At 68.2% G+C, this 13335-nt stretch carries 13 protein-coding genes and 1 pseudogene; 11 read left to right on the forward strand and 3 right to left on the reverse strand.

From position 1 onward, the window contains the following. The first annotated feature begins 33 nt into the window (after positions 1-33). The 3 genes from AC08OQ_RS03035 (at position 34) to AC08OQ_RS03045 (ending at position 1672) form a co-directional block, all read left to right on the forward strand. Complete coding sequence (locus tag AC08OQ_RS03035) at positions 34-249, forward strand: hypothetical protein (protein ID WP_476599036.1); 216 nt, start codon at positions 34-36, stop codon at positions 247-249. Between the two features lie 85 nt (positions 250-334). Next, positions 335-1054, forward strand: a complete 720-nt coding sequence (locus tag AC08OQ_RS03040) for an SRPBCC family protein (RefSeq protein ID WP_476599038.1) — start codon at positions 335-337, stop codon at positions 1052-1054. Positions 1055-1126: 72 nt separating this feature from the next. Beyond that, positions 1127-1672, forward strand: coding sequence for an MOSC domain-containing protein (locus tag AC08OQ_RS03045; protein WP_462203297.1), 546 nt, complete (start codon positions 1127-1129; stop codon positions 1670-1672). Here the strand turns inward: AC08OQ_RS03045 and AC08OQ_RS03050 are convergent. After that, complete coding sequence (locus tag AC08OQ_RS03050; RefSeq protein ID WP_476592497.1) at positions 1627-2151, reverse strand: arsenate reductase ArsC; 525 nt, start codon at positions 2149-2151, stop codon at positions 1627-1629. The genes AC08OQ_RS03045 and AC08OQ_RS03050 overlap by 46 nt on opposite strands. 586 nt (positions 2152-2737) lie before the next feature. After that, a complete protein-coding gene (locus AC08OQ_RS03055) occupies positions 2738-3946 on the reverse strand; it encodes an acyl-CoA dehydrogenase family protein (RefSeq protein WP_476599053.1) in 1209 nt (402 codons plus the stop codon). 399 nt (positions 3947-4345) lie between these two features. Here AC08OQ_RS03055 and AC08OQ_RS03060 point away from each other — a divergent pair. From AC08OQ_RS03060 to AC08OQ_RS03095, 8 genes and pseudogenes are all read left to right on the forward strand, one after another. Next, a pseudogene (locus tag AC08OQ_RS03060) lies at positions 4346-4609 on the forward strand (PhoD-like phosphatase N-terminal domain-containing protein); the annotation flags it as partial. An 83-nt stretch (positions 4610-4692) separates the two neighbouring features. Continuing rightward, positions 4693-5064, forward strand: a complete 372-nt coding sequence (locus AC08OQ_RS03065) for an alkaline phosphatase D family protein (RefSeq protein WP_476599040.1) — start codon at positions 4693-4695, stop codon at positions 5062-5064. A gap of 78 nt (positions 5065-5142) precedes the next feature. After that, a complete protein-coding gene (locus tag AC08OQ_RS03070; RefSeq protein ID WP_476599042.1) occupies positions 5143-6180 on the forward strand; it encodes a DUF72 domain-containing protein in 1038 nt (345 codons plus the stop codon). A 6-nt stretch (positions 6181-6186) separates the two neighbouring features. After that, complete coding sequence (locus tag AC08OQ_RS03075; RefSeq protein ID WP_476599044.1) at positions 6187-6978, forward strand: class I SAM-dependent methyltransferase; 792 nt, start codon at positions 6187-6189, stop codon at positions 6976-6978. After that, positions 6975-9662 carry an SUMF1/EgtB/PvdO family nonheme iron enzyme gene (locus AC08OQ_RS03080; protein ID WP_476599045.1) on the forward strand — a complete coding sequence of 896 codons (2688 nt, stop codon included), beginning with the start codon at positions 6975-6977 and terminating at the stop codon, positions 9660-9662. Before AC08OQ_RS03075 ends, AC08OQ_RS03080 begins: the two co-directional genes overlap by 4 nt. Positions 9663-9664: 2 nt before the next feature. Further along, positions 9665-9937: a hypothetical protein gene (locus AC08OQ_RS03085; RefSeq protein ID WP_462188237.1), complete on the forward strand. Its 273-nt coding sequence runs from the start codon at positions 9665-9667 to the stop codon at positions 9935-9937. Positions 9938-9960: 23 nt separating this feature from the next. Next, on the forward strand, positions 9961-11181 hold the full coding sequence (locus tag AC08OQ_RS03090; RefSeq protein WP_476599047.1) for a hypothetical protein: 1221 nt from the start codon (positions 9961-9963) through the stop codon (positions 11179-11181). Positions 11182-11492: 311 nt separating this feature from the next. Then, the gene (locus AC08OQ_RS03095; RefSeq protein WP_476599049.1) at positions 11493-12470 is read left to right on the forward strand and encodes an NAD(P)-dependent alcohol dehydrogenase; all 978 of its coding nucleotides are present in this window, start codon (positions 11493-11495) and stop codon (positions 12468-12470) included. Here AC08OQ_RS03095 and AC08OQ_RS03100 read toward each other — a convergent pair. Beyond that, positions 12457-12903 (reverse strand): transposase family protein, encoded by a 447-nt coding sequence (locus AC08OQ_RS03100; RefSeq protein ID WP_476599051.1) that lies wholly within the window; start codon positions 12901-12903, stop codon positions 12457-12459. The two genes, AC08OQ_RS03095 and AC08OQ_RS03100, sit on opposite strands and share 14 nt — an antisense overlap. Between the last annotated feature and the right edge of the window lie 432 nt (positions 12904-13335).

Raw genomic sequence — 13335 nt, forward strand, 5'->3', positions numbered from 1 at the left:
TCCGAGGGACGGTCCGATCGACGAGGAGCGGAGATGACGCAGACGACAGAGCGGCCGACGACGAAGCCACCGGCGCAGGGTTTTCTCGGTGCCCTGCGTGACAGCCCGGCGACCAAGAGCCTGCTCGGCGAGACGAAGAACTTGGCGAAGGCGGGTGGGGCGCACCTGGTCGGCAGGACGGCGCAGCGGCTCACCTCGAGCACGGAGAAACTCCACGGGCTGGCCGAGAGGAACGGCAAGGAGGGGTAAGCTCTCCCCGCTCGCCGAGGGCGTCCAGCGGCTGGTCAAGGGGGAACCGCCGACGAAGACGGCCTTCAGGACCGTGGCCTCGGCGATGCGCGAGAAGGCGAAGGGGGCGCTGGAGATCGGCCGCGGGAAGCGCGGCGGCAAGAGCGGGCCACTCAAAGCCACGAACATCGAGGAGACGGTGGACGTCGGTGTCCCGGTGTCCGTCGCCTACGACCAGTGGACGCAGTTCCCGGATTTCGCCCGTTTCATGAAGGGCGTGGAGGCGGTGGAAGCGAAGAGCGAGACCGAGCAGAACTGGCGGGTCAAGGTCTTCAAGTCCCGACGCAGCTGGAAGGCGACCGTCCAAGAGCAGATCCCGGACCGGCGGATCGCTTGGACGTCCGAGGGCGGAAAGGGCTCCACCAGGGGCGCCGTCACTTTTCATCCGCTCGCTGACGACCTCACCCGGATCCTGCTGGCCATAGAATACTATCCCAGCGGGTTCGTCGAGAGGACGGGGAATATCTGGCGTGCCGGCGGCCGGCGGGCCCGCCTCGATCTCAAGCATTTCCGCCGGTTCATCATGATGCAGGGCAAGGCAACCGGGTCGTGGCGAGGCGAGATGCGCGACGGCAAAGTGGTGGCGCAGCCCGAGGAGTCGGGGGCCGGCCACGAGGGAGAGGGCGGCGACCGTTCCCAGCGGGCCGAGCAGGCCCAAGCCGAACGCGCCGAGCAGGCCGAGGCCGAGCGGGCCGAGGAAAAAGGGAGTGCCGAGCAGGAAAGGGGCGCCGAGCAGGCCGAGCAGGCCGAAACCGCGCGGCGGTGAGTATGGCGAGGGTGCGCGGGTTCCCGCGATTGTCCGGGCGCGGGTGACCCGAAACGGGGTAGCGTCGGCATCATGGCCGCGGGACGCCTGGTCGGGATCTACACCACGCCGATCCGGGGTACCCGGAGGCGGGCCTGTGAGGCTGTTCGAGTGATCGAGGGTCACGGCCTCGAAGGCGACCGCTACGCCATCGGCACCGGGACCTACTCCGCGCGCGGTGGCGCCGGTCGTGCCGTCACGCTGATCGAGCGTGAGGTCATCGCCGCCGTGGCCGCGGATGCCGGGGTGGCTCTGGCCGAGTGGGAGACCAGGCGAAACCTGGTGACGGAGGGCGTCGCGCTACTCGACCTCGTCGGGCGGACCTTCCGCATCGACGACGTTGTCCTGCTCGGTGCCCGGCCCTGCCCACCGTGCTCCTACCTCGAACAGCTCACCCGCCCCGGGGTCTGGAGCGCGCTACGCGACCGGGGTGGCCTGCGCGCCGACGTCGTGCGTGGCGGCACCGTCCGGATCGGCGCGACGATCATCATCCCGCACCGGGAGGCCGAGCCCGTCGACGCGGTCGCGCCGGATCACGCGGTTGTGTCGGGTGCGCCCGCCCCGACCGGTGGAGGATAGCGCCACGCATCCGGGTCAGTACCGCCAGGCGGGATCCCGGTGTAACCGGGCTGGTTCTTCAGTAGCCCGACGCGGGCGGCCACGCCGAGACTGTAGACCAGCGCCCGGACGCGGGCGTCGATCTCGTCGCGGATCGACCGGATCTCCTCGAGCGCGCACTCCGCCGGATCATCCAGTTTCCAGGTGAGGTAGCGCGTGTCGGGGTAGCTGGGAACGGCGTCGTCGCATCCCATGTTGATGACGACGATGGAGTCGCGGACCATCTCGTTGGTCAGTCGCTTCGGGGACTCCCGGGACAGGTCGATGCCTACCTCGGCCATGACGGTGACGACTCCCGGGTGGATGGCCGGGGCCGGGGCGGTGCCGGCGGATCGGGCGCGGAACAGGCCACGACCATGTCGGTCGAGCAGAGCGGCGCCTATCTGAGAACGGCCCGCGTTGTGAACGCAGACGAACAGCACTTCGGGCGGACGAGCCACGAACGCTCCTGGTCGGCCGTGCTGGAACGGTGGGATAACGGGTTGCCGGGGGGCGTCGGAATGTATTTTCTTCGGATCTGGATGTTGGGTGTTTGTTTGAATGTTGATGTTCGCGGGCTTCCATTGTAGCGGGTGTTGGGTATGTCTTGGTGAGGCATCGTCGAACACGGTTTCGCCGGGTGTGGCATCGCGGACTGTGATTTCATGGGCCGGATGTTCGCGGACTGCGAGTCTTGCCGACGTGACCATCGCCGACCGCGAACGTCGCCGGTCATTGTCAACAACATTCTGATAACACTGATGTAGTCGTTCGAGTCAGCCGTGGGTTGCCAGTGGCATACTCCCACGGGTGTCACCGGGTGCTCCCCGCGGGGATGGGTACGGTGCTCCCCAAGGGGATGGGTACGGTGCTGGGCACACCGCGGCCGAGATCTACGCGGACTTCGTCCGCCGGGACGGTCCCGGTCGGAACTTCTCGGCCGTCATCACCGCCATCCGCGAGGGCGCCCTGGGTGCCCGCCACGACGGGGAAACCGCAGGAGGAAACCGCAGGACCGTACTCGGGGCTCGGGGCATCGGGCGAGGGTCAGCGCCGCATCAGCAACGAGCCGCCCAGGAGATACGACCCGACCATCTCGAAGTTCGTCGGCGCCAGGGTGATGTGCGCGACCACGGTGTGGATGTCGCGGAAGCAGCGGTCGAGCCGGCCGGCCGCGCCCAGGGCCCTGGTGCCGGCCAGGCCGTGCAGGGTGTCCACGGCCTTCAGGGTGTTTTCGCCGCCGGCGGCGGCGGCGAGCCGGATCAGGGCGCTGAGCTTCTCCCCGCCGATGAGGCGGGCACTCGCGTGGCCGGCCGCATCGTCGAGCAGCAGTTCGCCCGCCCTGACCAGGGCCGCAGCGCGGGCGATGCCGGCCTGAACGGTGTGGCTGGACGCCAGCGTCTCCGTCCCGCGGGCAGGAACCGCGCTGACCGCCAGCCCCGGGAAGGCGCTCAGCGCGTCCTGGGCGATGCCGAGCGATGTTGACGCGGCCGTGAACGGGCCGAAGTCGTAGTACGCGATGGGGTAGCCGCGCGAGGGCCGGGCCGCGGGCAGCCGGCGCAGCAGCCCGCCGTCGACGGTGTGCTCCTCGGGGACGAAGAGGTCGTCGACAGTGAAGCTGACGCTCCCGGTGCCGCGCAGCCCTATCGTGAACCAGTCGTCGGTGAAACGGGCGGCATCCCGCGGAACGAACATCATCCGGGTTGTGGGCGGGGTCGGGGCCGACGAGTCCGCCATACCTCCCGCGGCTACCTCGCCGGCCGCGCTGGTTTCGGTGACGAGTGAGGCGCACACCAGCCAGTCGGCGTGGGTGGAGCCGCTGGCGAAGGACCACCGACCGCGTACCCGGTAACCGCCGGGGACGGCCTCGGCGTGGCCCGACGGGTTGATCCCACCGACGACGAGACCATCGCTCTCCCGGAACATCCGGCCGGCCGTCTGCTCCGGGAGGTAGTCCGACATTCGGCCGATAACGCCCTGGACCCCCATCTGCCAGGCGACGGAGGCGTCGATCCGGGCGAGCGCCTGGAGCACCGCGGAACCGGTCCGGACACTCACCCCGCCACCGCCGAAGGCCGGGGAGACCCACATCCGGTGGATGTTCTGCTCACGCAGGGCATCGATGACGTCGGGCGGCGTCATTCTCTCCTGTTCGGCCTGTTCACGGTGCTGGACCAGGACCGGGGCGACTTTTTCGACCCGGGCGAGCCAGTGCCTGGTCTCGTCGTCGGGGTGGGCGGGGCCTGGCCAGAACATGTCACGCATCCACTCTGATCAACCGCCTGATCTACTGACGGCAAAGCTCCGACTGAAACCGCATCTACGGATAGATCATAGCAATTTCTACGTAGATACGGATCGCGAAAGCGATAAGGGGCCGTGAGAGCGGCCCAGATGACCAGGGTTTCCCCGGCTCCCCGGCTCTGCGGATCTGCGCGTGACTTCATCCGAGCGGTCGGCGCCCGGGTTTCTCGCGAGGGTTACCCGGAAGAGGTGGTCTGGGCGGGACGCGGTGCGGCAGGCGGTGCGGGACGCCACGCACAGTTCACTTTTTCGCTTCCGGAACGGGGGCCGACGGCTGCCCGGAACCTGCACTGTGATGGTCGACGTCGGGGGACTGCAGCCATACGGACAGTGACAGGAGGGCTGGGCGAGATGGCAGAGGAACGCGTGCCGAACCGACGGGACGTGCTGGCCCGAGCGACGGTGGCGTCACTGGCGGCCGCCGCCGGCACCGCCGTAGGGGTTCCGGCGGCGCGGGTCGCGGACCGGGCCCCGGGCCAGGTGCGGGGTGGCCGGCCCACGTTCACCTCCGGCGTGCAGTCCGGCGATGTCACCGCGGACAGCGCGGTGGTGTGGGCACGGGCCGATCGGCCGTCGGCGCTCGCGGTCGACGTGGCAGCCACCGAGAGGTTCACCGCCGCCCGGCGGGTCGGTGTCGTCCGGGTGGGCGCGGCGACCGACTTCACCACCCGGACTTCGCGATCTGCTCCGGGGACACCGTGTACGCGGACGGGCCGCTCCTCCCGACGGTTCCGCTCGCGGACGGCTCGGTGTGGCGCAACCTCGTCGTCCCGGAGAAGTCCAAGGTCGCCGAGACCCTCGCGGAGTACCGCGGCAACTACCGGTACAACCTGCTCGACGCAAACCTGCTCGCGTTCAACCGCGAGGTGCCGTGGGTGTTCCAGTGGGACGACCACGAGACGCTCAACAACTGGTATCCCGGTGAGATGCTTGACGATTCCCGGTACAGCGAGAAACGGGTGGACGTCCTCGCGGCGCGCTCGCGGCAGGAGTTCCTGGAGTACACCCCGTTCATTCCCGGTCGGGCCGGCCCGGGCGGGGTACCGGTACATTCGCCTGTAAAAGGATAACGGGTCCTGACGTCAACCATGCCGTTCGCGGGCAGGTACCGGTTCGCGAGCGTGGAACCCGGCGGGGAGGTGACGGGCATGGGTGACATTCTGGTCGGGACAGCTTCCTGGACGGACCCGACGCTGCTGAGGTCCGGATGGTACCCACCGGAGGTCACCAGCGCCGAGCAGCGGCTGCGCTACTATGCCCGGCAGTTCCCGCTGGTCGAGGTCGACTCCACCTACTACGCGCCGCCGGCGGAGCGGACGGTGCGGACGTGGGCGACGCGCACCCCGGCCGACTTCACCTTCAACGTCAAGGCTTTCTCGCTGCTCACGGGGCATCCGACTCGCCCGGGCGCGCTGTACAGGTACCTGCGCGACGTTGTCGGGCCGGATCGGAGGAACCTCTACGTCCGCGACCTGGACGCCAACGTCGTCGACGAGGTGTGGGAGCGGTTCCTCACCGCGCTGGCACCGCTCACCGAGGCCGGCAAGCTCGGCGCCCTGCTCTTCCAGTTCCCGCAGTGGTTTCCGATCAGCGCCGCGAACAATCGCTACATCCTGGAGTGCCAGCGCCGGTGCCGGCCGGTGCGGATCTGCGTGGAATTCCGTAACCACACCTGGATGGACGAACGCAACCGTGAGGAGACACTCGATTTCCTCGCCTCTCAGGCGATTCCGTACGTGTGCGTCGACATGCCCCAGGGCTATCCGAGTTCGATTCCGCCGGTGCTCGCCGCGACTGCCGATCTCGCGGTCGTCCGGTTCCACGGTCACAGCGAGCGGTGGACGAGCAAGGACATCCACGAACGCTTCGGCTACCGCTACAGCGAGGACGAACTGCGCGCATGGGCCCCGAGGATCCGGGAGCTGGCGAACGGCGTCGCCACGACCCACGTCCTCATGAACAACTGCTATGCCGACTATGCGCAGCGCAACGCCAGACAGTTGGCCGACCTGCTGGCCCGGCTCGACTCTCGCGAGAACCGTGGTCGTCGGAGGGACGAACAGAGTTCCCGTTTACGTCCCAGAGTCGGTGGCAGGGCGTCACGCTCGTTGGCCGACTTGTCCCAATCCGGAGCCGTTGGGGAGCCGATCGGTTACGATCCGCCTGGGTTGCAGGGCGGGAGGTGATCCAGTTTGGCGGAGCCGGGAACGTCGGCGCACTATGAGCGCCTCGCCGACGCGTACGACCAGAACTGGACCTACAGCGACGCCTTCCTCGACTGGATGGCCCGGGAGATGGCCGGGGCGCTCACCCTGACCTCCCACGATCGGATCATCGACGTCGGGTGCGGGACGGGACTGTACACCCGCCGGGTTTTCGAGATCGTCCGGCCGTTGACGCCGATCCTGTGCGCCGACCCGTCCGAGGGGATGCTGAGCCAGCTGCCTTCGGATCCCGGTCTTCGCCCGGTGCACGCCTCGGCGGAGCAGCTCGTCGGCGCGGCCAGCCCCGACGCGACGACGGCCGTCGAGCCCGGTTCGCTCGACGTGGTGATGATCAAAGAGGCGATCCACCACGTGGCCCCCGCCGACCGCCCGCGGGTCATCGCCGGGCTCACCGACCTTCTCGGCGACGGCGGCCGCTTCCTCATCGTGATGTTGCCGACTCGGATCTCGTACCCGCTGTTCGTCGCGGCCCTGGAGCGGTTCGAGGAGCTGCAGCCGGACCCTGCCGACATCGCGGACCACATGCGCGATGCGGGCCTGACCGCGAGTCTTACGTACCGCGACTACCCGTTGAGCATCCCGAAGGACCGGTACCTGGCGATGGTGCGCAGTCGGTACATGTCGTTGCTCTCGACGTTCGAGGATGACCAGATCGAAGCAGGCGTGGCCGAGATCGACGCCTGCCATCCGGAACCGGTGCTGTTCTTTCCCGACCGGTTCGCCTTCGTGCTCGGTACCCGGAGGAGGACCGTCTCGTGACCGAGACCGTCGATGACCGTCTTCATCGGCTGCAGGGCGAGCTCAACGGTCATGATCGGATCGCGCGACATCTTGGTCTCGACTTCACCCGGCCGATCAAGTCGTTGGGTGACGGCTACCCAGAGAACACCGTCTCGCTCATCGGGAAGATCGCCGAATGGCTGCTGAAGCAGCTGTGGACCTATCATGAGGTTCCGGGCGACCCGTCCGGCAAGGCGCTGAACGATCTGATCAAAGGTTGCCGGCCGCATATCCGCAGCACCAACGTCATCAACGCGTTCACCGACATCCAGCGGCTTCGGAACCGCTCGTCGCATGACGGTTATGAGATCGCCGAGGAGGACGGCCTTCTCGCCGTGCGCCGGCTCTTGGACGTCTTGGACTGGTTCACCAGCACCGGTGTCACCGCGATCATCGGTGACGCGCCCAGCCTTGATCTGCTAGTCGAGCGGAAGGCCGAGTTCCTCTCGGGCCTATACGCGACGCTGGGGTACAAGGCGATCAAGCGGTTCGAACTGTCCGAGAGCACCGTCTACCAGCTGTTCTGCCGGCAGATCGGGTTGCAGGCCGAGTATGTGGAGATCATGCTCAGTTGCAGCCTGGAAGAGCTGAACCAGCTTCTCACCACGACCGGCGGCGAGATCCTCAGTACCCAACTCCCGAAGCACACCCGGTTCCTGATCGTCGCGGACGAGCCGTCCGAGGATGTGGCGCCGTTCGCGGACGGTGAGATCCGCATCGTGGCCTACGAGCGGTTTGTGGAGAGGATCGTCGACGTACCGTCGCACCTGTCCGCCCTGACGGTCAGCTACCCGGAGACGAGACCCCGTGACGTAGAGCCGCTCAGGATTGCCGGGGATGTGCTGGAAGCGGACCAGCACACCGGCGAGATGACGGTCACCGAGACGCCCGACGCCGGGGAGATCTTGCGCCGCCTCGTGAGAACCTCGGCGAACATCCTCGTCATCGGTGGTCCGGGCAGCGGGAAGACGACGCTGCTGAAGCAGCTCGCGGCGGACGGTTCGGAACCCGCACGGCATCGCTACCGCTTCTACCTGGACATGAGCCTGAAGGAACCCGAGGAGGAGTTCGGTGACTTTGTCACCCGGACCCTCAACCCGTACATGACGGTTCCGCGGAACCGGGTCTTCGACGTCTTCCTGTACCTGATCCGGGCCGGCTCCGTGCTGTGCGTGCTCGACGCGATCGATGAGGCGGTGCCGAACACGAGCCTGGAGGCGTTCCTCGGTGTGTTCTCCGACGTCTCGCAGGCGCTGTCGGCGGAGTCGACGGTCGTGATGTCGTCCCGCTACTCGTTCCTCGCCGACTCGCCCGAGGTCCGCCGGCTGCTGAACAGCTCGTCGCTGATCTCGGAGCAGCTCGTCCAGCAGCTGCACGCGAACGGCGTCGATCCGCTGGAGCTTCCGCAGTTCAGCGTGGTCCGGCTCGGTGACCTGAAGCTGCACGCGGACGAGCGGGTCTACTCGGTCTCGCCGCTGGAACTGCGGCTCGCTCAGCAGACCGGCCAGCTCGCGCGGAGGCCCGCCGCGGATGCGGCCAGGCACCTCGTGGACCTGGTGCCGGCCCGCATCGGGCAGGTCCTGAACACCGCCGGGCTCGCCGATCTCCGGCCCAGGCTGGAGAGTTACTTCGGCCCGGCATTCCTGGCCGATCAGGCGGTGTTCACTCTGGCGGACCTCTGCACCCACGTCGGCATCGAATGCTTCGCCGAGGGACGGGTCACGCTGGAGACGTTCCTGCTCGCGCCCCTGTTCCGCCCGGCCGGCGCCGGCACGGTGGCGTTGGTGCACACCGTTTTCCAGGAGTATTTCGCCGCGCGCTACCTGCGGACCGCGGCCGGACGGGAAGCCGCGGGCAGCAACGCCGAACCGATTCTGACCGAGCAGGTCCGGGAGTTCCTCGTCCACCTCGGCGCCGAGACGATCCCCGCGCCCCCGCGGACGCTCCCGGCAGCGACGTACCTGGTCGGGCCGAGCCACCGCCTCCTCCTCCGAAAGATCGAGAAGCCGGTGCTGTTCGACGAGTTCCCCGTGACGGTCGGGCGGTACAAGGCGTTTCTCGCCGCGGTCGCCGAGCAGGGCTGCGCGCAGTGGGATCATCCGGGCGCTCCGCCAGGCCACACCCACGAACCATGGCGGGAACGCTTGCGGAACCCGGAGTACTTCACCGATCCGGCGTACGACAACTACCCGGCGAACTGCGTTAACTGGTGGAGTGCCTACGCCTTCGCCCGCTTCGAGGGCAAGCGGCTGCCGACCTGCGTCGAGTGGGAGGCCGCCGCCCGGGGCACGGACGGCCGGCTGTTCCCCTGGGGAGACGACGTCGACCTGGCCGCGGTCAACTGCGCCGACGCGTGGAGCGGCCGGCCGTTGGTGACCTACGAGGTCTGGAAGCAGGAGATCGACGGTGGCCGGTTGCGGGACTGCGCCCCGACTCCGGTGACCGATCATGCGGCGAACCTGTCCCCGTTCGGGGTGCACGGCATGTCCGGCAACGTGTGGGAATGGACCGAGACCGTGTTTGACGGGATCAACTCTGCGGTGATCTGCGGTGGCTCCTACGACAACCCGTACCGGGCGGTGCAGACCTCGTCGAAGGCCCTGTACCTACGCCGGGGCAGCAGTAACGCCGTCGGGTTCCGCTGCGTGCGGGAGGTCGCGTGACCATGACCGGCGTGCCGGACAGCGGGCAGCGGTTCGGCCGGATCGTCGATCGCCAACCGCTGGGCAGCGGACCCCACCGGGTCACCGCGACCTACCTGGTTCGCGACGACGAGACCGGCGAGATCCACGGCTTCGACTACAGCGACATCGTCACCGAAGGATTCCGCACGATCATCGTCGGGGAGCGTGTGCGTTTCGAGGTCGCCCCGTCCACCGGCCGAGCCCATTTCGTGATCAGACTGGACCTTCCGGAGGTCGACGAATTCTACCGGTAGACCGTCCGGGACGGCATTCCTTCGTGGTCGTCTGTCCCGCCTTCCTCACCGGCACCCCGGACTGGCCGGAAGGTCCGCTGCCGTTACGCCACAAGGAAATCGAAGCGACCACCGCCGCGCGCAGCACCTATTTCAGCGCCGCCTGCACACGCATCCTCTACGGCACGCCTGACCGGCCGAGCCGCTGGCAGCGCACCGCACCCACCGGCGAGACGAACAACCCGATCTTCGGTACGGAGATCCTCCTACCCGACCCGGACCGGCCGGACCGCGCCTTCGCCTTCGTCATCGTCCATGTCCGCGTCCATGTCCACGTCCAGACCGGCGGGTCCGAGCTCCTCGACGTCCTGCGCGCCGTCGCCGGCCGGCGCGGCAGTGCGACCCCACCCCCTGACCTTGGCTCGGCGCTGCCCACCTGGGCCCGTCTGGCGCCGTCGGCCCGAGGGTTCACGATCGCGTTTCTGACCTTCCCCACCCTTCCCGAAGCCGACCCGCCGCGACCCGCTGACGCCGTCCGAATCGACTCCTGGTCGACCGCGGACACCTGGCTGTGGCATCTCGCGTCCCGTACCGCCAACGCCGACTACCCACCGGATCCCGACCACGCCGACCAGCTCCTCGACGGACGAGTGATCCTCTCCGCCGACTGGCGCGGGCTCGTCACCCGGGACGGCGCCGCCTTTCTCGGTCTACGCCCCGACGACGGCGCCGATGATGCGTTCTTCGGCTTCGCTCAGCTCTACGCCCACACCACCTACCTCGACGCGGTCCTGATCGGCATGATCCAGAACGCGGCCATCACCGAGATGATCGACGAGGCGGCCCGCGCGTTCGAAGCCCAGGACCTCACGCGTCATCTCGCCCGTCTCGAAGAACGGGCCGCCCGATTCCGCAACATCTACTGGCTCCGGGACGCCAGCGCCCACGGCCCGGCGAACGACATCCTCACCGTCTACCAGGCACAGCACCATCTGCCCGAGCGGTTCGACGCCGTGCTCACCGAGATCGTCGACCTGAACCGGATCGCCCAGACCCAGGAGGGGCAGCAGGTCGGCGCGGCGCTCGGCGTCCTCACCGTCGTCGGCCTGCCCTTCGGCGCCGCCTTCGCGGTACTCCAGGTCCTCGGCGCGAACTCGGCGCGAGACCTCCTCATCGGCGTGCTCGCCGCGCTCGCCGGCTCCGGCGCCCTGCTCCTCACCCGGTTCGGCCGGCTCCTGCTCCGCTCTCTCCGGCAACCGGAGTAACGGGCTCACGAAGGAGAGCGGAACCTCGGCCACGCCTCGGAAAGGGGCGCTCCGTCGCCAGCGCATCGGGACGGCGGCGGAGCTTGATAGTGTGACCGCACAGTTAACTGGACGGCCACGGCGTTTTTCGTCGCACTTCCACCGGATCTGCGTTCGAGCCAGCCAGCCATCCTGTCTCGCGATAGCCCGGCGTGGGACCATCGCCATGCCGGCGTGTCGTGGGCCGCGCAATCCGTTGTCAGTATCGCCATGCTGGCAGATTCGGTGATCTCGCGTTTCCGGCCCGCCAGCATGACGACAGAGGAGACCTGGTGAAGGCAGTCGTCCAGGAGCGGTTCGGCCCGCCGGACATCCTGCAGCTGACCGATGTCGGCATGCCCGAACTCGGGCCGGATGACGTACTGGTTCGGGTGCGGGCCGCCGCGCTGAACCCGTACGACTGGCACATGGTGCGAGGCGACCCGCTCGTCGCGCGACTCATGCCCGGAATGGGACTGACCAGGCCGAAGCGCCGTGTGGCCGGGATCAACGCGTCGGGCGTCGTGGAGGCGGTCGGCGCGAACGTGCACGTGCTACGACCCGGCGACGAGGTGCTCGGCTTCTGCCCAGGCGCATTCGCCGAGTATGCCCGCGCCCCGGCGGACACGGTGGTACCCAAGCCGGCCGGCCTGACCTTCGGGCAGGCGGCGGCGCTCCCGATTGCCGCGACCACCGCCCTGCGGGGGATCCGCGACATGGGTGGGGTCCAGGCCGGGCACCTGGTACTCGTCAACGGGGCCGCCGGCGGCGTCGGTACATACGCCATCCAGATCGCGGCCGCGCTCGGCGCGGAAGTCACCGGGGTGTGCAGCACCCGCAACGTCGAACTGGTCCGCGCGCTCGGCGCCACACACGTCATCGACTACACCACCGATGACTTCACCGACGCGCACGCCCACTACGACGTGATCCTCGACAACGTCGGCAACCGGCCACTGAGCCGGCTGCGCCGGGCGCTGACCCCGACGGGAACCCTCGTGCTCAATGCCGGCGGTTCACCCGGCCACGTCGTCGGGGCGGTCGGCTGGATGCTCCGCGCGATCGTGGTCAACGGCTTCGTCCGGCAGCGGCTCCGACCGCTGCCCACCCGTCAGGATCAGGCGGAGCTACTCACCCTCACCCGGCTCGTCGAGGACGGGAAGCTCACGTCGGTCATCGACCGGACGTACCCACTGGTCGACGTCGCCGAAGGTCTGCGCTATCTGGAACGCGGGCACGCTCGCGGCAAGGTCGTCGTCACCACGGCATGAGCGGCTCTTCGCGGTACGGCGGATTCCGTGTGTCGCCGCGGAACCGCAGCACCACCGACTGGGTCGGGCTGGCCTGATGTGTCGGCAGGCTGGTGACCAGGTAGGCGACCTCGGTCTCGGTGGCTTTCACCCCGCGGCCGACCAGCCAGCGGGCGGTCTCGGTCTGGGTGTGCAGAGCATCCGCCTGACCGGCATCGGAGGCCCATTCGCCGATCGCGGTGAACGACCGCGCGTCAGCGAGCACCGCGCACGTCGCCAGGGTCAGCACCACGGCCAGGCTGTGCCGTCTACCTCGGGGTTTCCGCGGGTCCGGGACCCGGCCGAAGACCGCCAGCAGACCCGTCACCGACGACGGAGGGTAATGACCGTCGGCGACGGCGGCAGCCAGCTGATCGAGAGCAGGGGCAGGCGGCGATACTGGGACGGCGGGCACGACATCTCGGGTTGATCATGACGGCGTAGGAACCTCCATGATCTCCAGGTGTCGTGCCCGTACCCCTGAAACCCCGGACCCGGCGTCAGCCTCTCGCTGCACAGTCCCACCAGAAACCCCAGCCAGCACCGATCACCTGCGCGTCAGCAAACTTGCCGAGGCGTGTGCCATGAACGACGAAGGAGTGCTGATGGGAGGGTAGGGCGTGCTCTGGAGTTGATGCTGCGCGAGAGATGAAGGTATGGCCCTTCGGAGTCGCCCTTCGGGGGGAGGATTCAAACCGCCACATGCTGCGTTGGCTGAAGACCGTCGTGGTGAGCGATGTGGAAAAGGCGCCGGAGAGGCGTCAGGTGGGGACCAGGAAGATGAGTGAACCCGAACCGCTGTTGACGTGTCGTAACAAAATAGGTGACATCGAAACCGTGGCATGGC

The organism is Frankia sp. CcCS3 (assembly GCF_977927575.1).

Bases quoted from the DNA above. Each gene is read 5' to 3' on its own strand.
- AC08OQ_RS03055 (WP_476599053.1), bottom strand. From the start codon at position 3,946: ATGTTCTGGCCAGGCCCCGCCCACCCCGACGACGAGACCAGGCACTGG.
- AC08OQ_RS03085 (WP_462188237.1), top strand. From the start codon at position 9,665: ATGACCGGCGTGCCGGACAGCGGGCAGCGGTTCGGCCGGATCGTCGAT.
- AC08OQ_RS03045 (WP_462203297.1), top strand. From the start codon at position 1,127: ATGGCCGCGGGACGCCTGGTCGGGATCTACACCACGCCGATCCGGGGT.
- AC08OQ_RS03035 (WP_476599036.1), top strand. From the start codon at position 34: ATGACGCAGACGACAGAGCGGCCGACGACGAAGCCACCGGCGCAGGGT.
- AC08OQ_RS03070 (WP_476599042.1), top strand. From the start codon at position 5,143: ATGGGTGACATTCTGGTCGGGACAGCTTCCTGGACGGACCCGACGCTG.
- AC08OQ_RS03040 (WP_476599038.1), top strand. From the start codon at position 335: ATGCGCGAGAAGGCGAAGGGGGCGCTGGAGATCGGCCGCGGGAAGCGC.